The sequence below is a fragment of the Vallitalea okinawensis genome (genome assembly GCF_002964605.1).
Classification (GTDB): Bacteria; Bacillota; Clostridia; order Lachnospirales; family PQDH01; genus Vallitalea_A; species Vallitalea_A okinawensis.
Genome location: NZ_PQDH01000004.1, coordinates 157,719 through 180,813, shown reverse-complemented (window position 1 = coordinate 180,813; position 23,095 = coordinate 157,719). Strand labels below are relative to the sequence as shown.

The window sequence follows — 23,095 nt, the reverse complement described above, 5'->3', positions numbered from 1 at the left end:
TAATTCGATTATATAATTTTTCTACCCTTTTACAGCGCCAATAGTAATACCCTGAATAAAGTATTTTTGTACAAAGGGATAGAAAATAATCACAGGCCCTGTTGCAATAATACCAACAGCCATCTTTATTGTCTCGTTAGGCATATCCTGTGGTGGTACATTAGAATTAGCAGCTGAGTTCTTAATTGATTCAGCCTGTGTTACAACATTATATAAATATAATTGAAGTGGTCTATGCTCTACATTTGGTGATAAGAACAACATTGCATTATACCACTCATTCCAATATTGCAAAGCTAAAAACAATCCAATCGTTGCAAGTGCAGGTTTTGCCAATGGCATAATGAGCTTTGTATAGATTTGAAAATCATTGGCTCCATCAATTTTAGCTGATTCTGTAATGGAATGAGGTATGGATTTCATAAAATTTCTCATCAATATAATTAGCCAAGGACTCATAAGACCTGGTAATAATATAGCTAAGTAGTTATCTTTTAAACCTAGGTATTTAGTCATTAACAAATAGTATGGTACTAAACCGCCTGAGAATAAAGTAGTGAAGTAGAAAAAATAGGTGATTTTATTTCTCCAAGCAAAATCTTTTCTCTGTAAGGCATAACCTGTCATTGAAATGATCCATAGCCCTAACGCTGTCCCTATTGTTGTTAGAAGTATTGTTACAATATAACCACCCAGAATATCTTTAGGATTTTCAAAGATAATCTTATATGCTAATGTACTGAATTCCTTTGGCCATAGATTAAATCCATTGATAATCACCGATTTTTCTGATGTTAATGAAGATGATAACATCAATATAAATGGTAATAAACAAGCTAATGTAAAGAATGTTATAAAGACATAGCTTACGGCAGTCATAATAACTTTTCCTGAGTCTTTTTTAGAACTTAATTTATTATTCTTTTCAATCATAGTCACTCGTTCCTCCCTAGAATAATGCGTAATCCGGTTCAATTCTTCTAACAACCCAATTAGAAACCATAATTAAGGCAAAACCAAAGACAGATTGATATAAACTCACCGCACTACCAAGCGAGAAATTAAAGTTGTTAATCAGTGCTCTAAAGACAAATGTTTCAATAATATCAGTTGTTTCAAATAACATGGAGTTACTGGATCCAACCATGTTATAGAATAATTGGAAATTACCTCTTAGAATACTTCCTATTGAGAATAACAACAAGATAACAAATGTCGGTCTAATACTTGGTAAAATAATAAATCTAATCTTTTGAAATACATTAGCTCCATCTATTTGCGATGCCTCTATAATCTGTGGATCAATACCCATAATTGTAGCAAAATAGATGATCGAGCCATAACCTGTGGATTTCCATAAATGTGTCACAACAATAATTATTGGCCATACTTCTGGTGTTGAATAAGCCTTTACTGGCTCAAGACCAACACTTCTTAAAAAGGTATTTAAAACGCCAAAATCAAAACTCAAAATATTATAAGCAAACAGTCCAACTAAAACAAAAGATATGAAGTGTGGTAAAAACATGATTGTTTGTGAAAATTTCTTAAATCTCTTGTTGGCTATTTCATTAAGCAATACAGCAACACATACCTGTAACGAACTTCCTATCAAGATAAAGGCTGCATTATAAAGAACTGTATTTTTAGTTAACTCCCATAGTTTTCCAGATAGAATAAGAAATCTAAAATTTTCTAACCCCACAAAAGGACTGTTAAAAATACCTTGTGCATAATTAAACCTTATAAACGCCAAGTATAAGCCTGGCATCGGTAAATATGAAAAAATCAAAAAGAATAGGATTGCTGGTAAACACATGATTATTAATAATTTATTCTTTTTAAGAGTCCTTAGAAACTGACCTCTATTTTTCTTAGTAGATACGTTAGTTTTCATTATTTTTGTATTCATTATTTCACCCCTCCTATCAGCTATTCACATCTTATATTTATTTTAGCATTAGTAAATCGAGGAAACATTCAATAAATCTCATATTTATTATAATATTCACAGTACAGAAGTGGTTAAAGCCACGCCTAAACTAGAATAGGAAAGTATGGTATCTTGCTTGACCATTTTAAATAGCAAAATGGATCAAAAGTAATGAGGTTAGATGCCTCATTATAAGCAAAATACAAACTTTCCTATTCTATAAAGAAAAAACTCTATAAACGGTTCTTTTATTCAAGATTTCCAATGAGTTTCTGTGATTCCACATCCAGTTGTTTAACTGTGGCTTCAACATTGTGCTCCTCATCATATATAAAACGTATCAGTTCTTCATTAAAAATATCATTAAGCTCTTCTCTTTTAAATTTTGATGTGAACTTACTGAAATCAGACTTCCTACCTAAATCCATAAAGACAATTAACTCATTATATGCAGGATCTATAGCTTCATCGACCCCAGCTACTACTGAAATGGTTTTTTTATATTTTTGTGTTAGATTACCAACTTCAATAGTAGAGAAATGCTCCATTATATCGAGTAAGTATGTTTTATTATCTGATTGATTATTAGCTACTAGGCCTCCCATAGTTTTAATTGGAAAATTATTCTTACTTATATCATCACTCCATGGATACATAAACATACCTAGATTAGCATGCTCATTATGAGATCTTATGGTATCTATAGCCTTAAAATCTCCCATGATCATAGCTGCCTCTCCATTAGCTACCATTCGAGTTGCTTCATACCAAGATGTTTCAAACATATCAGGGTTATAATAATTCAAACGCTGTGCAAACCTTTCTAAAGCATCACTTAACTTAAAAAAATTATCTTGCCACATGTATAAATTTTTTTCAATACTAATTCGCCAATCTGTATTATTATAATAACTACTTTGGCTTAGATCAACTTGTATATCATTCATCATAGTATAATTGTCATTAAATCCTGCTGCAATAGGTGTATAAACCGTATCTTGTAATTTCTCACAAGTCTCTATAAGTTCTGAATAAGTACTCGGAATCCTATCAATCCCTGCATACTTGAAAACATCCTTGTTGTAAATGACGCCATATCCATTCCAATCGATGGGAACCGCCCATATCTGATCCCTATACTCTACTCCTTTTAAAGAGCCAACAACAAAATTATGTCTCATAAATGGTTCATGGGTTAAGTTTATAGCAAAATCCTTTTCTATGTAAGTAATGTTATCAAAAATATTGCTTAAGTAATAAAGATCAGGCATGGTACCAGATGCAAAATGTTGCTGTAACACACTATCATAATTCTCAGGGGTTACGCTATAAATATCAAATTCGACTTCGGGATGATGCTGAGTATAAGCTTGTGTTGTCTTAATAACCCACTGCAAACCACCATAATCTGTAAAGCTATGCATCAAGCTAATTCTAATTGGTATTTGATGTTCTTCTTCATTTGTAGTCATATTTCTAACAACAAGTTGCTTTGAACTGTCTAATCCATAGCACCCCGTTAGTAAAAAACCTAATACCAACAATAAAGCAATTTTTTTCATTCTCATCACTCCCGTCAATTGTTATCTTTAAATTCTTTAGGACTCATACTTGTGACTTCTTTAAAGACAGTACAAAAATAGGAAGTATTTTTAAACCCAGACATTTTGGCAATCTCATAAGTCTTGTATTTTCTTTCTAAAATAAATGCTTTAGCATGTCTAACTCTTACAGTCTTTATATAGTCTGTCATATTCATACCTGTTTCCTGTTTAAAGAGTGATGATAAATAATTTGCATTAAAACTAAATACCTCTGCTATAGAAGCTAGATTCAAATCACTGCAATAATTTTCGTCTACATATTTCATTATCTCCCTAACATCTGTATTTAAAATATTGTTATAATTACTCGCCTTATTATAAATTTGATCTATAATCTGACTCATTATTGCTTCTTTATCTTTTATGCAGTTCTTTTCACACATTAGGCTGTATAAATTTTTATTATCACCTATGACATCAAAAATATTAACATCATGTATTTTAGCTAATCGAAGTATAATGGTGCTCATCTCAAACATGACCTTATCCAAGCTTAATCTATCAATTGGATTATCCTTGATTTTATTAAAGATTTTAGAGATTTCTTGAATGAAATTGGGTTGATCCTTCATCATACTTTCCTGGTAGACCATATTACCAATCAAACTACTTGGCTCACTAATATCAGCAAGTGTTCTCATAGAAGGATCATAAAATAAAACTGATCTATTGCTATAAATCATCGCATCCCTTGTAAGTTGAACTTGAGCATATAGTATTGGTATACTTTTTAATCCCCGACCAATACCACTAACTGCAATAGTCGTTTCAAAATCAACTGTTTTTGATGCAGTCGACAGTCTGTTTACAAATTCTCTCATATGACTCATTATTTTTTGTTCACTGCTGACATGATGATAATTAAGAATAATAGCATGAGTGGTTTTTGTGATATTAGCTTTTAAGATTAAATAATTATCATTTATATTTTTTTGAAGCCACTCCCGATAGGTATATTGATCATGATTGCTTCCTATTAATTCAATTGTTATTAGGATAACATTTTTGATGTACTTATGGGTTGTATACATGTAGAGACCGATCTGCATTTCTTCCACTCCTAATTGACCATGTAACATTTTACCTGTGAAACTATCGATCTCCAAATATTTATGCTGCATATTAACTGATTCTTTATGACTAGAATCACTTATAACCAGTTTTTTACACTCTTCTATCGCTTCAAGAAGTGTGGTGGGTGTCATTTCGTGCTTGAGTAAATAATCCTCTGCACCAAGTTTTAACGCTTCTTTTACAAAAGTAAAATCATCAAAATTACTTAAAGCCAATATTTTAATGGTTGGATATTTCTCCTTGATTACTTTAATTAATTCAACGCCATCCATCTCAGGCATACTCATATCTGTAACAACAATATCCACTACTTGATCTTCTAAAAGCTCGAGGGCATGTAGACCATTCATGGCTTCAAAGATTAATTGGATTCCCTGTTCTTTCCAATCAAGTGTTTGCATAAAGGCATATCGAAACATTTTATTATCATCAACAATCATTAACTTCATTCAATTAATCCTCCTTTGGCATTGTCATAATTGGTAAGGTAAATTTAACAGTCGTACCTTCTCCTTTGATGCTTGAATATTTTAGTCCATAGGTTTTGCCAAAATATAATTTCAGACGTTCATTAACATTTTTAACCCCAATACTATTCAGTCCAGAATATTTATGATCTGATTGGCTAGATAATATCTCTCGTATTTTTTCTTCACTCATTCCTCTTCCATTGTCAGATATTTTAATAACTAATTTATTCTCTTCAGTGTAAGCTGACAAATCAATCCTAGCATTACCTTTTCTCAGCTCCAAGCCATGAAAAATCGCATTCTCAACAATTGGTTGTAACATGAAATTGAGAACATAATAGTTTTCAATGCCTTCTTCTATGTTATTATTCATTTGAATAACGCCATCGAGACTAGATTGAATAATAGAAATATAATATTTGATATACTCAATTTCTTCACTTAATATTTGATATGTACTTTTTTGTTTGATTGAAGCTTTCAATAGTTCTATCAATGAGGTAACCAGTTCTCCGATATCATCCTGTCCTTTGCTTATAGCCATCCACTTAATTGATCCTAAAGTATTATATAGGAAGTGTGGATTAATCTGGGCTTTTAAAACTTCATGTTCAATTTTTTGCTTTTCAACCTCTGATATATATAGGCGATTAATCAAGGATTGAATTTCATTAACCATATAATTGAACCTGAGACCTATTAATCCTATCTCATCATAAGATACTGGCTTAATTCTGACATTAAAATCTCCTTCTTCAACTTTAGTTATGTTTTTTTCTAGTAGACTAATATTTTTTGTAATGTTACCTGAGATATAAAAAGCAATAATAACAGTTATTATAATACTTATAATCGCAACAATAAAAATAAACAGCTGCAATGATGCTTTTCCATTATTTTGCTGTTCTTGCGAAATAATAGTCATAATCTTCCAATCGTACTTTTCAATATAAGCTTCAGTTAAAAGATAATCTTCTCCATCAACTTTAATAAACATCTGATTAAGTTTATCTTTTTTATATTCACCGGATTCAATTAATTTTAAATAAAGCCTTCTATTAACCAAGTCTGTTTCAAAAAATTGGTCTGACTCATTGTCAATAATAGCTATCTTATCAGAATCTAAAACTATACCTTCTGTATTAACACCGCTTAAGTAACTACTTTTGAAGGAAAATAAAATAATACCAAGGTTATTATTGATATTGTTTTCATCAATAATTGGTCTGAGTAAAAACACCTCATCTTCAAACATGGGAGACTCCATCCATAGGGCACTATTATCTGTTGGCAGACCATTTCCGACTATTTTACGCATATACATTTGCACTTCAACCTCTGTTAATCCATCATTAATGGTCTCACCTGATTGTTTTTCCCACCAGAAGTAATCCCCATTAGTTGTAGAGATAATGATCTTATTGATATATCCACTGTTATAGACACTACTATTTAGTAATGAATTCATCTTTGATTGAAGGATGGATTTCTCATAAGTTTCAATACCCTCTTCGCATAAATATAACAGTTCTTTAATTTGTATATTTTGTGTAATCAAATAAGTTAAGTCCTCAATTTCATTTGCACGGTTATGAATATTTATGGATATCTGTTCAACAAGTTCTTCAGATAATTCTATGGAGTACTTAGTGAATATTTGATCGGATATGTATGTTGCGGCAAGTAATACCATACTTGAAATAAAGAAAATAACTACAAAAAAAACAAGTAAAAATTTAGTACGAATGCGCATCCGTACCATTTTACTTTTAATTCTATGTTTCATATTTTCAATATTATTCGACCTTAAAAGGTACACGATTACCAACTCCTAAGAGCATTCTATAAGTTTTCTTCTTGTCAATATTATAGCATGTCTATTCTGATTGTTACAAATCTTTCCTATATACCAGTTTAAGCTGAATTCATTTTCTTTTGAGTAGTATGGTTGATTCTTTTCTTACTTAAAATGTGACTTTAGTCCCTAATAAAGAGGAATAAAGGACTCTTACATCTCCTATCTCAATTGAGGATAATAGAAGAAAAGATTATTTATAACCGGAGGGATGACATGAAAGGACTTAAAAAAATTATAAGTTTATTATTAGTAGTTGCTTTAACCTTATCTTTTTTTCCAGTAGAAACACTAGCTAAAGACAAGGACTACTATCGGACAGAGAAGTGGTTTTCAGATTTAGATGAGGATCATTGGGCTTATGATTATGTGATACAGATGGTGGAACGTGATATAATTGCAGGCTATTCTGATGGCAGGTTTAAACCTTCTAAAGAGGTAAGCCGTGCAGAGTTCGCTAAAATGATGGTTTTAACATTGGACCTTCCTTTGATTAAACCTGATAACCCTTCCTTTGAAGATATCAGTTATAAGGATTGGGAGTACCCCTATGTTGAAACAGCCAAATATTATTTGACAGGTTTTAGAACAAATAATGGTGATTATTTTAAACCTGACATTTATGCAGTTCGAGAGGATATGGCTGTAGCATTAGTAAAGGCATTAGATATTAACCCAGAAGAGACAGATTTAGATATTCTGGATGAGTATAAAGATGAAGATTATATCTCATCTAACTTGCGACATTATGTTGCAACCATTATTGATGAAGGCATAATGGTTGGAGATGACGATAAATATTTCTCACCTCAAGGTAGTCTGACTCGAGCTGAAGCCGCAGTATTACTGTCAAGACTTATTGATGAAGATAAAGTAACTTATGACGATGAAAAGGTGACCTATGACGAAGAAGATTTAGAATTATCTACTGAGAGAGAAGCGCCTTATCTCGAATACGCTGTAACCGATGATGGTGTAGTTCTTGAATGGGATGAAGTGAGCTCACGTGGATTCAAGTATTATAAAGTAGTTGTTTCAAAGTATAATAAAACGCCTGAATATCCTGATGATGGTTACCTTGTATGTTTAGAAAATGTTCGTAATAACAGATACGTAGTAAAGCCTTATGCTAAATATAATGATAGTGATTTTGGTGATAAAATTCAACCTGGTGATTCCTATTACATCAGCATAACTGCTGTCTACAAAGATGAAACTATTACCGGAAATACGATTTATGTTGAAGTTCCTGATGAAGAATATGAAGACGATTAAAAAAATACTTCCTAGTCACATGAATATGTGCTAGGAAGTATTTTTATTTCACTCTCTATAACGGTTACGATACTGCTGGGGGCTTTCTCCGCGATGTTTTTTAAATAACTTACTAAAATGGACGTAATCACTATAGCCGATTTTATCGCTTATTTCATTAATGCTCAATTCTGTTTGAATAAGTAAATCTTCAGCCCTTGCAAGTCGTAAATCAAGTATATAACTAGTAAATGATTTCCCCGTTTCTTGCTTAAACTGCTGACTTAAGTAGCTGGAATTGATAAAATATTTCTCGGCATAATAGGATAGTTTTAGTTTCTTATAATAGTTTTGTCTGACATCATTGATCACCCGCTTTATAATACTTTTTGCATTTTCAGTATTCTCCTCATTGTTAGCCAGCAGATTCCTTGCAACCTTATTTCGCTGTTTATCTTCCAAGATTTTTTTTAGTCGTTGAAGTTCATTGAGGAGCATCATATCATCAACGGGCTTAAGCAAATAACCTTGAGCTCCTAGATGTATAGCCTCTCTCGCATAATTAAACTCACTATAGGCTGTAAGATAGATAACCTCGATTGTACTTTTCTGTTCACGTAAACGTCTTAAAAATGAAATACCATCCTCTTCTGGCATCTTAATATCACAAAACAAAAGATCTGGTTTGAATTTTTTAATGAGTCTTTCTGCCATTTTTGTATCCTGAACAGCTGCAACAATTTCAAATCCAACTTCTTGCCAATCGATAACCGATTTGAAATCTTCTAAGACCCAATATTCGTCATCTAATAGCATAACACTAAACATTTTAATCCCCCTTAACGGTTATATTAAATCCTATCACCTGATAGTAAGGGTAGTTTCATTATCATAACCGTTCCTCTACCCTCCCAACTTCTGACTTCAATACCGTATTGTTGTCCATATTCTAGTTGTATCCTTCGTTGAATATTGTGTAAGCCTATATGCTCTTCTTGATTCTTTTCAGCTTTAAAAAATGTATTAATAAGCTTCAATCTCTCTAATGTCATTCCACATCCATTATCCATCACCTTTATTAACAAATCCTTCTCTATTTTCTTTATTGTAATTTTAATAATACCTCTTCCACACCATTGATTTAAACCATGTTTAGCAGCATTTTCTATCAGAGGTTGCATCAAGAGCTTTAACAGTTTTTCTTCTTTAACTTCAGTACCAACATCTACGATTACCTTAATTTTATTATTAAACCGCTTTTGCTGAATATAAGTATAATTTTTTAGATGCTCTAATTCTTCTTTTATACTAACGTATTGAGATTCTCTTGCTATATAACGAAGATAAGCTACCAATTTATTGATGAGTTCACCCATTTCCTGCTTTTGCCCCGAATAAGCCATGCCCCTTATCATGTTGAGGGTATTATACAAGAAATGTGAACTGATCTGATTCTGCAAAGAACGATATTCAAATTGCTTTTTATCCAATTCAGCTTCATACAACATACTCTGATTCTTTATTATATTTTTATTAAGTGTATAGATTTCATTCATCATGTTATTAAAGTTTTGCTCAATAGCTGTAATTTCATTTTTATATGTGAATTTCAAACGTGATTTCAGATCTCCAGTGGCTACTTTATCAAATGCATCTGCCAGCTCCTTAATAGGTTTAGTGACATGAATATTTAATAACAAGCTACCGATAACAGTAATTATTAACAAAATGATCATAGCAATAACGATATAAGTTGAGTAAACATAAAGATCTCTATAAAAATAATCTCTTGGTAAGTGACAAATTAATGTAAAATTGTTATCGAAAGCATCAATACCGGTTTTTTTGATGATAAACCCTTTCTTCTCCTCTTCCAGTGTATAATAATATCCTTGAGTATCATTGGTCGATGCTAAAATCTTACCAGCCTCATCAATCAAATAAGTAGCTGTAGCTGGTGGAAGATTACTGTTGTGGAGTATACTGTTGACTTCATCTTGCTTCATGGCCATAATGCCAATTCCTATCTCTTCTAAATAATTCGGTAAGTCAATACTCATCCCTTTAACTCGTCTAATAAAGTAGAAATCATCGGACTCCACATTGTCCAATATTAAGGGTCCTATTACATGTAACTTATAATCTTTAATATGTTTTAAGTAGTTTTCTCTTTTTAAAAAGGTATCCACAGGATAAACATGAATATAGTCATTATAATAATAGTAATCCCCATCATTCTTCATAAAGATAATATCGTTCATTGTGGTATCCATTTCCATATATTTGCCAATTAGATTATCATAATCTTGATACTCCTGCCAATTCCCACTATACCCAAGAGCTATGGTCTGCATGGCCGCATTATAAAATACTACTTCTGACATAACCTCTACTTGATCAAAGTACCTCTGTAAGCGTTCAGATACTTCATAGAAATAGATATCCGTGAGGTTATTAACATTCTCCTCCATTTTATTATAATATATGGTGAAACCACCTACGCTAAAAATGAGAATAGCACTAAGAGCTATTAATAGATTAATAGTAATTAACTGTATTCGTAACTTGTACTTATGAAAGTATTGAAGCCCCACCAATACCCCTCCTAAAAGAAATGACAAAAATTCCTATGCACCTACATAGGAATCTTTGCAACTCTATTGAATTAATTCATAGCCTCATTTACTGCATCTTGATATTCCTGTCCTACATTATACCATCCATCTACATGTGCTTGCCAATCAGACTCAACATCTTCTGAATCTGCAATTAATTTGATTAAACTTTCAATGGTATACTCTTTAACCTGAGCTTGAACAGCAGGATCAACATCCACATCCACATAAAGCAATGGATCACCATTTGCAGCTGCCATAGAATCCTTGTAGGACTCTAAACACTCTTCAGCATTTGGTATCGCCTCTGGGAATAATCCATCTAGCCATACGACTAAATGATGTAATTCACCATGCTTTTCTACTTGGTGAAGTTGTTTACCCTCTGGTAATAAAGAAACGATTTTGTCACCTTCCATCTTATAGTGCTCGCCTTCTACACCATAGAAGAATAATTTTTGGCCTTCTTCGCTTCCTAAGAAATTTAATAATTCAAGGGATTTTTGAATCTTCACCTCATCTCCAGTATTACCAAGGCAAGTAGCTGCCCAATAGTTAGCACCACCGTCTAGACGCTTCACACCACTCTCAGGACCTGCCACAATTGGCATCCAAGTAAACATATCTTGTGGATCTTGTTCAGGATAAGCATCTTGAAGTTGATCATAAACTACATTGTAGTGAATCCCCGCATTCTTGATCATAACCCCAGCTTTGCCAGATACGAAGTTTTCATAAACGCGACCACTCTTGCTGATCATGAATTCTTGATCTAATACGCCATCAGAATAGAGTTTATTAAGATATTTAACTGCATCTTTCATATTATCTGTTAAGGCTTCTGGTACCCACTCATCATCAACTTCGGTGAAACGTCTCTCACTTGCATCAAACATATTATAGAAAAAGTATAACCAATAGGTACTATCCATCGTTACACCAAAAGTATCATTTTTACCGTTTCCATCTGGATCATCGAAAGTAAATGCATAGAGTAGATCATTTAACTCATCAAATGTTGTAGGCATTTCTATCCCTAGATTCTCCATCCAATCTGTTCGTACAAAGAAAGCGTGATCATTAACCACTTCTGCATCTTGTACTTGACGTTGGATATTTAACATATAGTATTGATTATTAGTTAAATTCTTAGCATCTGGAAATTTTTCAAGCTGTGCTTTGACAACAGGATAATCATCCATATATGCATCATATGGTAGGATTAAACCTTGCTTAATCCATTTTTGCATCTCTTCTGAATAAGGTTTTGCTGAAGTAAAGAATAAATCAGGAATTTCTCCTGTAGCTAAACTAATGTTAACTTTTTCTTTTCTATTCTCAACAGTTGTCTCAATAACATTAATTTTAATACCAAGCTGTCTTTGAAGTTCTTGATAAACTAATGAGGACTCATCTGGACCTTCTCCTTTATGAGTGATCATTGTTAATTCCACTAATTCTTCTTGATCTTTTGCTTTCCCTTCTTTACCTTGACTAGTCTTATCAACTTTAGTACTTTCATTCGTCTCTTGACTATCGCTGGCACACCCCACCACTAAAGAAACAACTAGACTCACTACAAGTGCTAATGATATGATCTTTCTCCATTTAATCATCATTAACAAACCCTCCTTATAATATTATATCATATTTAATAAATCATAGACATTTAATGTCGAATGATTGTATTACTAACTTTTAACAGCTCCAACCATTGTCCCCTTAACGAAATACTTCTGTACAAATGGGTATATACATAAGATTGGGATAACTGCAACAACTACTGAAGCATATTTTATACCATCACTGAAGAAAAATTCATTTGTTGAAAAGAACATGGTTTCAGGATCAGCTTCAACAACCATACTTCTTAAAATCAATGCCATAGGCCATAATTCTCTATCATTCAAATACAGCATGGGTGTAAACCAGTTATTCCATTGACTAACAGCAATGAATAATGAGATGGTTGCTATAACAGGCTTCGACAGAGGTATGATCATGGTCCAAAATATTCTTTGATACCCTGCTCCATCAATTTTGGCTGCTTCCTTTATCTCTTCAGGTATTCCTAAGAAAAAGGTTCTCATTAAAATGATATGAAAGGCATTTGAGAATACAGGTAAAATCATGACGAGTAAGTTATCAACTAGACCTAATTGTCTAATCAAGAGATAAACAGGTATCATCCCTCCCGAAAAGAACATGGTGAAGATAATAAGCTTAAATATCAATTTTCTACCTGGTAAGTTCTCAAAGGTTAAGCCATAAGATACCATTGCCGTAACGATAACATGGTAAACCGTTGATATAGTTGTAATACCAAATGAGATCATTATACCCCTTAAAAATGTATCATCAGAAAAGATATATTCATAAGAGCTAAGATCAATAGAAGTCGGTATCAATACTATAGAACTCTGAATTTGATCTGAGAAAGGTAAAACTGATCCTACAACTACAACCCAAAAGGGGAATAGTGTTATAAATCCTGCTAAAGCTAAAATGATATAAATAAAGACATCTGCTGTTCTTTCTAAAATATTACCTTTATAATACAAATTACTTCCCCCTCTCTCTTAATACAGACCTGTACCACTTACTTTTTTGGATATTTTATTAACTGCTACTAAGATAAATAAATTGATAACATTTAAGAACAGATTGACTGCAGTTGCAGACTCGTATTGACCTTTTGTAACCCCGATACGGTATACATAAGTTTCTACAATATCTCCAACTTCATAAACTGCTTCATTATAGAGGTTCAGTATTTGATCAAAACCAGCAGTCATTAACTTACCACAATCTAAAATTAATAATGTTGAAATCGTTGGCAAGATAGAAGGTAAAGTGATATGCCACATTTTTTTCCATCGATTGGCACCATCAACAGTTGCTGATTCATATAAGCTTGGATCAATTCCCGCTAAGGCTGCAAGATAAATGATCGACTTCCATCCTGCATTCTTCCAGATTTGAGAGATTATTACCATGGGTCTAAAGTAATCTGGATTAGAGAGGAAATTGATTTTTTCTTCCCCTATATTAACGAAGAAAGAATTGACAACTCCTGTACTGCCTAATAAGGCATAAATAACACCATACATGATGACCCATGAAACGAAATGAGGTAAATAGACAACGGTTTGTATAGTCTTTTTAAATTTATTATGATAGACTTCATTTAGTAATAATGCTAATATAATAGGCATTGGAAAACCAAATATTAATTTTTCAAAACTGATAATTAATGTATTACCCATAACCTCCCAAAACTTTTCTAGTTGAAAGATTTCTATAAAGTTCTCAAAACCAACCCAAGGACTTCCTGCAATTCCTTCCATTACCCAGTATTCTTTAAAAGCTAACTGAATCCCATAGAGAGGAGCATAATTGAATATTGCAAAGCCAATAATTGCAGGTAACATCATTAAATACACTGATTTGTATTCCATGATACGACTCAATGTTGTCTTTTTCTTAACCATTCGTAATGAAGATGCGTTTTGTTTAACTCTCACCTTATTATGCCTCCATTCCTTTGTCTTAATCTTATTATGACAGTTAAAGACCCCTATGAACATGTATCCAGTTAATGAAAATATGGTGTTTTATTAGAAAAGAAAAGACTGCTTCAAAATAAAATTTGAAGCAGTCTCAATATTTTTCTTTGTTATTCTAACTCTTCCCAATCATCCAACCGCATTAATGTAACCAGCCTAAAAGCTGTAGGCCACGCAACAAGCCAGTTATTAATACGATGCTTATTATCTCCTTCTGTGTGAAAAGCCCAATTGGTATGAAAATAGGCTTCATTCTGAGACCCTTTTGGTCTAATCAATCCATGTATTTCAAGTGTTCCATTAGATAAGCAATGCTGCGCATTTTGCCATGTTGCTAATGCTCGATGACGCCACCTTTCATCACCTGTAAGCTTAGCAAGTCTTAACCAATCTAAAGCAATTAATGCTCCCCATGGATCAAGATGATGATGTTGTGCTGAAACAGATGTACCACCATAGGTCTTATAGCCATATCGATTAAATTCATCATCTAGCTTTTCTTCTGATACTGTTTCGTAATGATACATCCAACTCAATAAATAATAGCCAGCTTTTATTGACTGGTTCTTATAATACTCATCTTTGGTTATTTCATAAAGATCAATACCTGTCTTTAATAATGGCCAACAAGTCTCTTTATCAACGCAGCATGTATCTAAAGCACCTGCCGTACAAACCATTTGATCTAGATCACGTTCAGAATAGTTCCTATAAGCTTTTGTAGCACATTTAAGATATGATGGATTATTAGTCATCTCATAAGCCTTTATAAGGGCAATAATCATAAATGCACCAATGGTTCCTCCTGTATCTAACGGTGTACCATTAGTAACATCCCAGCTCTTACCGAAAAACCATTCTTCATTATAGTTATCCAAAAAGAAATCACATAATTTCATTGCCGTATCAAGCCATTTTGGCTTATCTATCCCTGCCTCTTTAGCTAGATTATAAGCCTCCATCATCTGCCAAGCTCCCCAAGCTAAGTTGCAAGTATCAGCTACATTATTCTTTCTCACTTCATCCAATGACTTATTATAATCTACATAGAATAAGCCGTTTTCTCTAACAGCATGCGCTTGCCAAGTATCGAGAACTTTTATTCCCTTTTCTAAAGAATTTTTATTCCCTTTTAATAAGTAATCTTTAATTAGAGCACAGGATAATGCTCCATTTTGACCACACCACCCGATTTCATACTTGCTATGGGGACGATAATCCCATTTCTTTGCTCCTTCTGTTTTAACATAATGCTTTCCTTCTGGAAGTAAACCCATCCGAAAGAGCCCATCATTTCCTAAATCTTCATATAAAATATCACCAGCATAGCTTATACCTAATTCCCAAATCTGTTGTGGAGAAAGAGGCATTTTTATATCTTTCTTAAATATATCTAAAGCATGATCATAAGCTTTTGTCCAGCCTGTATAAGCTTCATGTACATGACCCACACTTATGTATACAGTAACTCCATAAACTTCTTGAGATTGTAAAGTCAAGGTATTGGTTAAAGCATCTGTATACTGATCGCGATCACAATATGTATAAGGTCCTTCTACTTCCGGCCATGTGATACGATGCATCATTTTGTTATCAGCAGTTTTCTCAAGAGAACCTGCGGAGTTCATACTCCTCTTTTCGTCTGTTGCAAAAATCCCTAGTGAATACTGATTGTTTTCTGAGAATGTGGCTGATGGCAAACCTGTTCGACTAAAGGAGAATACCAACGGTTGTCCATCCCGCGTTAAACCTTTGGGTTCATTACCATTCCCCCATGGATTTCCGTTATAACTTACCCCTGGAATCAAATAATAAGCAGGTTCAAAGGATGAGACTATGTCAAAGAATAGATTCACATTTTTATCTCTCTGTGACTGATTACACCATGATCGTCTAACTTGATAAAAACCTTCTCCAATCTCTTTTACTCTATCAGTCATAAGCCATCCTTCAGCTTCAAATTCCATGCACAACACGTCATTTACTTCAATAGCTTTTTTTCTACTAAAGCAAATAGGTTTATTATTTTCTTTGACACCTATGATTTGATTGTTCTTATTCTGCATGAGAAATAGATTCTTGTTGCCATCATTGACGCCCCAAGTCTTCTCTGTACAAGTCATCTCATATCGATTCATAACATCTCCGCCTTTTTATAACTTTTTGGTTCATTAATAATTATTTTAGTCAATTATATCAAATATATTATAGCTAAACAAGCAGAAAATTCTAGGATGAATGAAAAAAACCAGTACACTAAGTTTTCTATCCTTAGCATACTGGTTAACGTTATAGGTTATTTATCACCTAATTTTAAATTAGGTACGGCATTTAAAGTCATATCGTGAACAATACCTTTTTGATAATCGTAATAAGCAGCTGCCCCAATCATTGCAGCATTATCTGTACACAAAACATGAGAGGGGTACTGGAATGTTATTTGATGATCATCGCAAGCTTTCTGCATCGCTTCACGAAGACCAGAATTAGCTGCAACACCACCAGCGATGGCTACTTGTTGAACGCCTTTTTCCTTTGCTGCTTTGATTGTCTTTGTGACTAAAACATCTATGACAGCTTCTTGAAAACTTGCAGCGATATCTGCCTCAATCATTTCCTCATCTTTCATTTTACACTGATTGAGATAGTTAAGAACTGCTGATTTGAGACCACTAAAACTGAAATCATAGGCTTCAACTTGAGCTCGTGGAAAGTTTATTGATGCCTTCCCCTCTTTTGAGAGTTTATCAATTTTAGGACCCCCAGGATAACCAAGACCAATTGCTCTCGCTACCTTATCAAATGCTTCTCCAGCAGCGTCGTCTCTGGTTTTACCCATGATCTCATATTCACCATAGTCTTTTACATAAACAAGATGTGTATGCCCACCCGATACAACAAGGCATATATATGGCGGTTTAAATTCTGGATTCTCAATATAATTAGCTGATATATGTCCCTCGATATGATGCACACCGATGAGAGGCTTTTTCAATGCATAAGCCAATGCCTTAGCTTCTGCTAACCCAACTAACAATGCTCCTACTAATCCAGGTCCATAAGTAACTGCTATTGCATCAATATCTTCAAAGGTCATATCTGCTTCCGTTAACGCTTCATCAATAACAGGATTTATTTTTTCAATATGTTTTCTAGAAGCAATCTCTGGCACAACGCCACCAAATAATTTATGCAGCTCAATCTGAGATGAAATAATATTGGATAATACTTTAGTACCATCTTTCACCACAGCTGCTGATGTCTCATCACAAGATGACTCAATTGCAAGTATGTTCATATCTATTCCTCCGCTATTTTAAACATTTCAATCTGCTTAAATCCAACTATTTTCCACTGCTTATCTGTTTTTCTTAACCCAAATTCCATATAAATATTTTGTGAAACTGTTGTATAATAAACAATTCTTACCTTAGCCATTTCTCTATCTTCCTCATCCTTAGATGGTAAGTACTCAGGATGCATGATTTTACTATCAATGATATAGATTTCTTTCATATCATAATCTTCTAGTTCCTTTTTTAATTTCTCAACCTGCACTTCATAAGGATTATAAAGTAATAATTCCTCATCGTATAGCTTTCTTTGTAATTGTATGATCTTAGGTAACTGTTCTGCATAAAAGGTTTCTAGATCCATATCTTCTTTGGGACCATAAGTATATTCCATCATTTCATTATAAACAACCATTACTTCATCTATGGTTGTAGGATATTCATTTTCAAAGTCATAACCCATCAAGGCTTCGAATTCGCTTGGTGGCTTATTCTGAGCATTCTCACTCATCTTAGAGCCGGTGTACCAGAATAATAAAACACCTAGTAATATCAAAACTGTTATAGCAATCGCTTTCCTCATAAAATCACATCCTCAATTATTTCAGGCATTATCATCTATGCCCATGTTATGTCCTTTGTCTTCTACTATTTTAATCGTCAGAAAACTTCAAAACTTTAGTTTTGCGGTCATATCCAAAGTAAGTGGGATTAAAGATTTTCTTTACTTGGTCTTTATACTTTTCTGGATAAATCAAAGCAGGACTGTAGTGGGTTAACCATAATTCACCGACACCAGCTTCTTTGGCTAATTCTGCTGCTTCATAGATAGTCATGTGCTTATATTTTTTAGCATTTTCCTGCTTCTCATCATCACCATACATGCCTTCACAGATGAATAAGTCTGCCCCTTTAGCATGTTCAGTAATACTTTTTGCAGGTCGCGTATCCGTACAGTAAGTAACCTTCAAACCTTTTCTTTCTGAACCAAGAACCATATCAGATGTATAGGTTTTTCCATCATATTCTACAGAATTACCTTTTTGCAGCTGCCCCCAATATTGAACAGGTAATCCTAAGGCTTTTGCCTGCTCAGGTATAAATTTGGGCTGTCGACTAACGGTCATACTATAGCCTAAGCATGGCATTCCATGATCCACTGGGAAAGCAGTTAATTGAATTTCACCTAATTCTAAGGTATTAACTTTATTATTTTCCAGCTCAATAAATTCAATTCTAAATGGTAAATCAGGCGCAATCAACAGTAGACCTTTAACAACTCGACTTAAACCTTTTGGTCCAATTAAAATTAATGGCTCTCTTCTATCAGAGTTACCGATTGTCAGCAATAAACCTGGTAAACCACCTATATGGTCTCCGTGATAATGTGTAAAGCATATATAATCAATGGACTTAAAGCTCCATCCAAGTTCCCTTAAAGTAATTTGTGTACCTTCTCCACAGTCAATTAAAATACTGCTGCCATTATAACGACCAATCATTGCAGTTAGCCATCTACCTGGCAACGGCATCATTCCACCAGTACCTAGTAGTGAAATATCAAACATCTTTTACACTCCTCTTGTTCTTCCATCATTTTCATAAGTTCTTACCTATTGTATCACATAACTGAAACTTCGTACAACACTTAAACGGGGTCACCCATTATGGATGCTGCTCACTGATTAATGTGCGAAGTTAAAAAATTTATTATAGATTAATTATATCCGAAAAAAGGATAAAAAAACCGACACAAATTGTGCCGGTTAGTCATCTTTAAGAGAAAACTTATGTTTAAAGGATTTAATCCATTTTTCATAACAATCATTACATACATCTAGCTCATGACTCTGCCCATCAAAAGCCGAATTATACCCCCAGGTTTTTTTAATGGTAATATAATCTTCCATTAAACCATATTGATCTTTATTTATTTCTCTACCACAGCAATTGCAAATAACAGAATCAACTTCAGTCTTTTTTATAACAATTGTTTTGTACTTTTTCATGAGCTACCCCTCATCTCTTTAGATTCTATAGGATGGACCTATGTACTAAAATCTAATATCGATTTTTTGCTTCAGCTCTAGGATGGTACACCCACTTGTCTGATGAAGAGTTTGTATATAATTATTCTCATCTGGTACATAGCTTCTTAATAGTTCAGCATTTCCTTCAATACTATATTCCCCTAAGTTAGCAGGTATCATGAAGGTTTGTCCAGCCTTGAATGAAATATCTTGATCTGTATATCTTATTATACCTCGTCCTGCTACGCATGTATAGAGGTAAAAATTGATATTATCTGTATGATCACACCAGCTACCATGAATATCTAGCTTCTCCATAGCAAAGTACTGATTAGCTATGTAATAAGTCATGGTATAATCATTGTTCTTAAGGGCTAACCCCTTAACCTTTTCAGATTTTAGTTGTCCTTCAAAATCTATAACCTTTAAAGCATCTTCAATATGAAGTTCTCTAGGTTTTCCATCTAATCCTACTCTATTCCAATCATATACACGATATGTTGTATCTGAATTCTGTTGAATTTCAGCAAGTACAATACCATCCTCTATGGCGTGCAACATTCCGGCTGGAATATTGATCACGTCTCCTGCCTGAACTTCTAGTTCTTCAATATGTTCTTCTAATTGCCCTTCGATAATCCCTTGGTTAAACATTTCCATAGTTGTGCCAGGTTTAGTCCCCAAAACTAACTTAGCATCTTTTTTAGCGCTTAAAACATACCACATTTCTGTTTTTCCTAATTCGCCATTAGCATATTGATGAGCATAAACATCGTCAGGATGAACTTGAATAGACAATTTATCATTAGCATCAATGAGCTTAACGAGCAATGGAAATTTATTAGCATCTTTAAAACGAGGACCTAGTAAGTTCACTTTCTCTTCTTCCATTAAATCCTTAAGTGATTTTCCTTTGTAAATACCATTAGCAACAATACTTGTTCCATTTTCATGGCAGGCTATTTCCCAACTTTCACCCGTATGCTCTGACGGTAGCTCTCTGTCATACATCTCTTTCAGGTGTTGGCCACCCCATACAGTTTCTTTATAAATGGGATCAAAAAAAATTGGGTACATATCGATTCCTCCCTTATACCAATTAGCTTTTGAGTTCAATATCTATTCCTTGATTTACTCTAAAAAGCTTTTTGAAAAAGCTATGGTAATATACCATAGCTTTAATAATTATTGTACCATAGCTTTAACTTTTTCTACAACATTATTTACTGTGAATCCATATGCTTCAAATACTTGTGCTGCAGGAGCAGATGCACCAAATGTATCAATGGAGATAACGTCACCATCTAATCCTATATACTTAAACCAGTTTGTGCTGCATCCTGCCTCCACAGCTAATCTTGCTCTAACTGCATTTGGCATTACAGATTCTCTATAATCTGAGTCTTGTGCATCAAATAGTTCCATAGATGGTACACTGATTACACGTACATCAACGCCCTCTTCTTTCAAAGCTTTACGTGCCTCATAGACTAATTCAACTTCTGAACCACTAGCCATTAAGATAGCATCTGGAGTTTCTTTATCACTATCCACAAGTGTATAAGCACCTTTTAATGCTTCTTTACTTGATTCTTTATATTGAGGTAAGTTTTGTCTTGTTAAAACAAGACCTACTGGACCATCATTCTTTGTCATAGCTAAATACCATGCTGCAGCTGTCTCTGTAGCATCGGCTGGACGGAAAATAGTGAAGTTTGGTATTGTTCTTAATGAGGTCAAGTGTTCAACTGGTTGATGAGTTGGTCCATCTTCACCTACACCAATACTATCATGAGTTAATACATAAGTTACAGGTTGCTTCATTAAAGCTGATAAACGCATTGAATGTTTCATATAATCACAGAAGACGAAGAATGTTGATACGTAGGTTCTTAATCCACCATGTAGGCTCATTCCATTACCAATAGCGGCCATAGCATGTTCACGTACACCAAAGTGTAAGTTTGATCCTGAGTAGTCTTCTGCAGAAAAATGTCCTCTGTCATTCATAATCGTTTTAGTAGACGGTGATAAGTCCGCAGAACCACCGATTAAATTTGGTACACGTTTAGCTAATTTATTGATCATTTGTCCAGATAAAGCTCTTGTAGCCACTGCCTTATCTTCATAATTCCAATAGTCTTCATCATTTAATAAATCTACAGCAATCTCACTGTTATGCCACACCTTCCATTCAGCGGCTAATTCAGGATACTTCTCCGTATAAGTCTTAAATAATTCATTCCATGCTTCTTCAGCTTTTTCGCCTTTAGTCCCGACCTCTTTCATATGATTATAGACTTCAGCAGGAACATAGAAATCTTGATCAACTGGCCATCCAAGATTTTCTTTAGTTGCAACAAGATTGTCCGTACCTAAAGGTTCTCCATGAGCTGATGCTTTACCTTGTTTAGCTGGGCAGCCAAAGCCGATTTGTGTCTTAACTATGATAAGTGATGGCTGATCTGTACAACCTTTAGCTTCTTCGATAGCTTTTGAAATGGCTACTAAATCATTACCATCTTCAACAGTAAGCACTTGCCAGTTATAGGATTCATAGCGTTTAGCAACATCCTCTGTAAAAGCAATATCTGTATTACCTTCGATGCTTATTTTATTTGAATCATAGAAGGCAATAAGTTTACCTAATTTTAATGTTCCAGCAAGTGAGGATGCTTCGCTTGTGATACCTTCCATCATACAACCGTCACCAGCTAATGCATATGTATAGTGATCTACAAGTTTCAAATCATCTTTATTAAATTTAGCAGCAATATGAGCTTCTGCCATAGCCATACCAACAGCATTGGCCAAGCCTTGTCCTAAAGGTCCTGTAGTAGTCTCAACACCTACTGTATGACCATACTCTGGATGACCTGGTGTCATACTATCCCATTGTCTAAATTGCTTTAAATCTTCAATGGTTAATCCGTACCCAAATAAATGAAGTAATGAATATAAAAGCATAGAACCATGTCCTGCTGATAAAACAAAACGATCTCGATTTTCCCAATTTGGATTCTTTGGATTGTGAGTCATGTGATTTGCCCAAAGTTCATACGCAATAGGTGCAGTCCCCATTGGTAACCCTGGATGACCTGAATTGGCTTTTTGAATAGCTTCTGCAGATAAAATTCGAATGGCATTAACAGTTGATTGTGCTGTTCCCATCTGTATCCTCCTTATGTATCTTTTATTTTACAGAACTCGCTTTATGTATAGGCTCATTCTGCGACGTACATTGAATATAAATCATGTATCATTATAGCCGCAAGCGTGTTAAAAGTCAATGAAGCATTAAGATTATCTTGGCTACGTCATTTGACCTAAGTAAAAATATGTTGAAAGGATACGTGATATACAATGAAGTAGTGAACATGTACGTGTAGTTATTACTAAGA

The 23,095-nt window shown here is 33.9% G+C and carries 18 protein-coding genes; 1 reads left to right on the top strand and 17 read right to left on the bottom strand.

Translation table 11 applies throughout. The features are described from left to right. Positions 1 to 21: 21 nt before the first annotated feature. From C1Y58_RS13785 to C1Y58_RS13765, 5 genes are all read right to left on the bottom strand, one after another. Positions 22 to 933, bottom strand: a complete 912-nt coding sequence (locus C1Y58_RS13785; RefSeq protein WP_105616642.1) for a carbohydrate ABC transporter permease — start codon at positions 931 to 933, stop codon at positions 22 to 24. A gap of 16 nt (positions 934 to 949) precedes the next feature. Further along, positions 950 to 1,912, bottom strand: a complete 963-nt coding sequence (locus C1Y58_RS13780) for an ABC transporter permease (RefSeq protein ID WP_105616641.1) — start codon at positions 1,910 to 1,912, stop codon at positions 950 to 952. Between the two features lie 269 nt (positions 1,913 to 2,181). Continuing rightward, complete coding sequence (locus C1Y58_RS13775) at positions 2,182 to 3,495, bottom strand: ABC transporter substrate-binding protein (RefSeq protein WP_157950100.1); 1,314 nt, start codon at positions 3,493 to 3,495, stop codon at positions 2,182 to 2,184. Positions 3,496 to 3,509: 14 nt separating this feature from the next. Further along, entirely contained in the window at positions 3,510 to 5,060 is a 1,551-nt protein-coding gene (locus C1Y58_RS13770; RefSeq protein WP_105616639.1) for a response regulator transcription factor, read from the bottom strand. Between the two features lie 4 nt (positions 5,061 to 5,064). Next, positions 5,065 to 6,900 (bottom strand): sensor histidine kinase, encoded by a 1,836-nt coding sequence (locus C1Y58_RS13765; protein ID WP_105616638.1) that lies wholly within the window; start codon positions 6,898 to 6,900, stop codon positions 5,065 to 5,067. Positions 6,901 to 7,152: 252 nt separating this feature from the next. Here C1Y58_RS13765 and C1Y58_RS13760 point away from each other — a divergent pair, with 252 nt between their 5' ends. Beyond that, entirely contained in the window at positions 7,153 to 8,211 is a 1,059-nt protein-coding gene (locus tag C1Y58_RS13760) for an S-layer homology domain-containing protein (protein WP_105616637.1), read from the top strand. Between the two features lie 48 nt (positions 8,212 to 8,259). Here C1Y58_RS13760 and C1Y58_RS13755 read toward each other — a convergent pair whose 3' ends face one another. From C1Y58_RS13755 to tkt, 12 genes are all read right to left on the bottom strand, one after another. Beyond that, positions 8,260 to 9,018, bottom strand: coding sequence for a response regulator transcription factor (locus C1Y58_RS13755; RefSeq protein ID WP_105616636.1), 759 nt, complete (start codon positions 9,016 to 9,018; stop codon positions 8,260 to 8,262). 23 nt (positions 9,019 to 9,041) lie between these two features. Then, positions 9,042 to 10,784 carry a sensor histidine kinase gene (locus tag C1Y58_RS13750; protein WP_105616635.1) on the bottom strand — a complete coding sequence of 581 codons (1,743 nt, stop codon included), beginning with the start codon at positions 10,782 to 10,784 and terminating at the stop codon, positions 9,042 to 9,044. 71 nt (positions 10,785 to 10,855) lie between these two features. Further along, positions 10,856 to 12,424 (bottom strand): type 2 periplasmic-binding domain-containing protein, encoded by a 1,569-nt coding sequence (locus C1Y58_RS13745; protein WP_105616634.1) that lies wholly within the window; start codon positions 12,422 to 12,424, stop codon positions 10,856 to 10,858. A gap of 72 nt (positions 12,425 to 12,496) precedes the next feature. Next, entirely contained in the window at positions 12,497 to 13,366 is an 870-nt protein-coding gene (locus C1Y58_RS13740) for a carbohydrate ABC transporter permease (protein WP_105616633.1), read from the bottom strand. Positions 13,367 to 13,384: 18 nt separating this feature from the next. Beyond that, positions 13,385 to 14,329: an ABC transporter permease gene (locus C1Y58_RS13735; RefSeq protein ID WP_242985403.1), complete on the bottom strand. Its 945-nt coding sequence runs from the start codon at positions 14,327 to 14,329 to the stop codon at positions 13,385 to 13,387. A gap of 152 nt (positions 14,330 to 14,481) precedes the next feature. Then, positions 14,482 to 16,509, bottom strand: a complete 2,028-nt coding sequence (locus C1Y58_RS13730) for a glycoside hydrolase family protein (protein WP_105616632.1) — start codon at positions 16,507 to 16,509, stop codon at positions 14,482 to 14,484. 158 nt (positions 16,510 to 16,667) lie between these two features. Then, entirely contained in the window at positions 16,668 to 17,669 is a 1,002-nt protein-coding gene (gene tsaD / locus C1Y58_RS13725; protein ID WP_105616631.1) for a tRNA (adenosine(37)-N6)-threonylcarbamoyltransferase complex transferase subunit TsaD, read from the bottom strand. A gap of 2 nt (positions 17,670 to 17,671) precedes the next feature. Continuing rightward, positions 17,672 to 18,247: a DUF6715 family protein gene (locus C1Y58_RS13720; protein ID WP_105616630.1), complete on the bottom strand. Its 576-nt coding sequence runs from the start codon at positions 18,245 to 18,247 to the stop codon at positions 17,672 to 17,674. A gap of 70 nt (positions 18,248 to 18,317) precedes the next feature. Then, complete coding sequence (locus tag C1Y58_RS13715) at positions 18,318 to 19,232, bottom strand: ribonuclease Z (RefSeq protein ID WP_105616629.1); 915 nt, start codon at positions 19,230 to 19,232, stop codon at positions 18,318 to 18,320. Between the two features lie 198 nt (positions 19,233 to 19,430). Continuing rightward, positions 19,431 to 19,673 carry a hypothetical protein gene (locus C1Y58_RS13710; protein WP_105616628.1) on the bottom strand — a complete coding sequence of 81 codons (243 nt, stop codon included), beginning with the start codon at positions 19,671 to 19,673 and terminating at the stop codon, positions 19,431 to 19,433. Between the two features lie 45 nt (positions 19,674 to 19,718). Continuing rightward, positions 19,719 to 20,771 (bottom strand): type I phosphomannose isomerase catalytic subunit, encoded by a 1,053-nt coding sequence (locus tag C1Y58_RS13705; RefSeq protein WP_105616627.1) that lies wholly within the window; start codon positions 20,769 to 20,771, stop codon positions 19,719 to 19,721. A gap of 108 nt (positions 20,772 to 20,879) precedes the next feature. Continuing rightward, positions 20,880 to 22,865, bottom strand: a complete 1,986-nt coding sequence (gene tkt / locus C1Y58_RS13700) for a transketolase (RefSeq protein WP_105616626.1) — start codon at positions 22,863 to 22,865, stop codon at positions 20,880 to 20,882. Between the last annotated feature and the right edge of the window lie 230 nt (positions 22,866 to 23,095).

Excerpts from the sequence above, each read along its gene's own strand:
- C1Y58_RS13785 (WP_105616642.1), bottom strand. The coding sequence starts at position 933 with ATGATTGAAAAGAATAATAAATTAAGTTCTAAAAAAGACTCAGGAAAA.
- C1Y58_RS13780 (WP_105616641.1), bottom strand. The coding sequence starts at position 1,912 with ATGAATACAAAAATAATGAAAACTAACGTATCTACTAAGAAAAATAGA.
- C1Y58_RS13775 (WP_157950100.1), bottom strand. The coding sequence starts at position 3,495 with ATGAAAAAAATTGCTTTATTGTTGGTATTAGGTTTTTTACTAACGGGG.
- C1Y58_RS13770 (WP_105616639.1), bottom strand. The coding sequence starts at position 5,060 with ATGAAGTTAATGATTGTTGATGATAATAAAATGTTTCGATATGCCTTT.
- C1Y58_RS13760 (WP_105616637.1), top strand. The coding sequence starts at position 7,153 with ATGAAAGGACTTAAAAAAATTATAAGTTTATTATTAGTAGTTGCTTTA.
- C1Y58_RS13755 (WP_105616636.1), bottom strand. The coding sequence starts at position 9,018 with ATGTTTAGTGTTATGCTATTAGATGACGAATATTGGGTCTTAGAAGAT.
- C1Y58_RS13745 (WP_105616634.1), bottom strand. The coding sequence starts at position 12,424 with ATGATGATTAAATGGAGAAAGATCATATCATTAGCACTTGTAGTGAGT.
- C1Y58_RS13730 (WP_105616632.1), bottom strand. The coding sequence starts at position 16,509 with ATGAATCGATATGAGATGACTTGTACAGAGAAGACTTGGGGCGTCAAT.
- tsaD (WP_105616631.1), bottom strand. The coding sequence starts at position 17,669 with ATGAACATACTTGCAATTGAGTCATCTTGTGATGAGACATCAGCAGCT.
- C1Y58_RS13720 (WP_105616630.1), bottom strand. The coding sequence starts at position 18,247 with ATGAGGAAAGCGATTGCTATAACAGTTTTGATATTACTAGGTGTTTTA.
- C1Y58_RS13715 (WP_105616629.1), bottom strand. The coding sequence starts at position 19,232 with ATGTTTGATATTTCACTACTAGGTACTGGTGGAATGATGCCGTTGCCA.
- C1Y58_RS13710 (WP_105616628.1), bottom strand. The coding sequence starts at position 19,673 with ATGAAAAAGTACAAAACAATTGTTATAAAAAAGACTGAAGTTGATTCT.
- C1Y58_RS13705 (WP_105616627.1), bottom strand. The coding sequence starts at position 20,771 with ATGTACCCAATTTTTTTTGATCCCATTTATAAAGAAACTGTATGGGGT.
- tkt (WP_105616626.1), bottom strand. The coding sequence starts at position 22,865 with ATGGGAACAGCACAATCAACTGTTAATGCCATTCGAATTTTATCTGCA.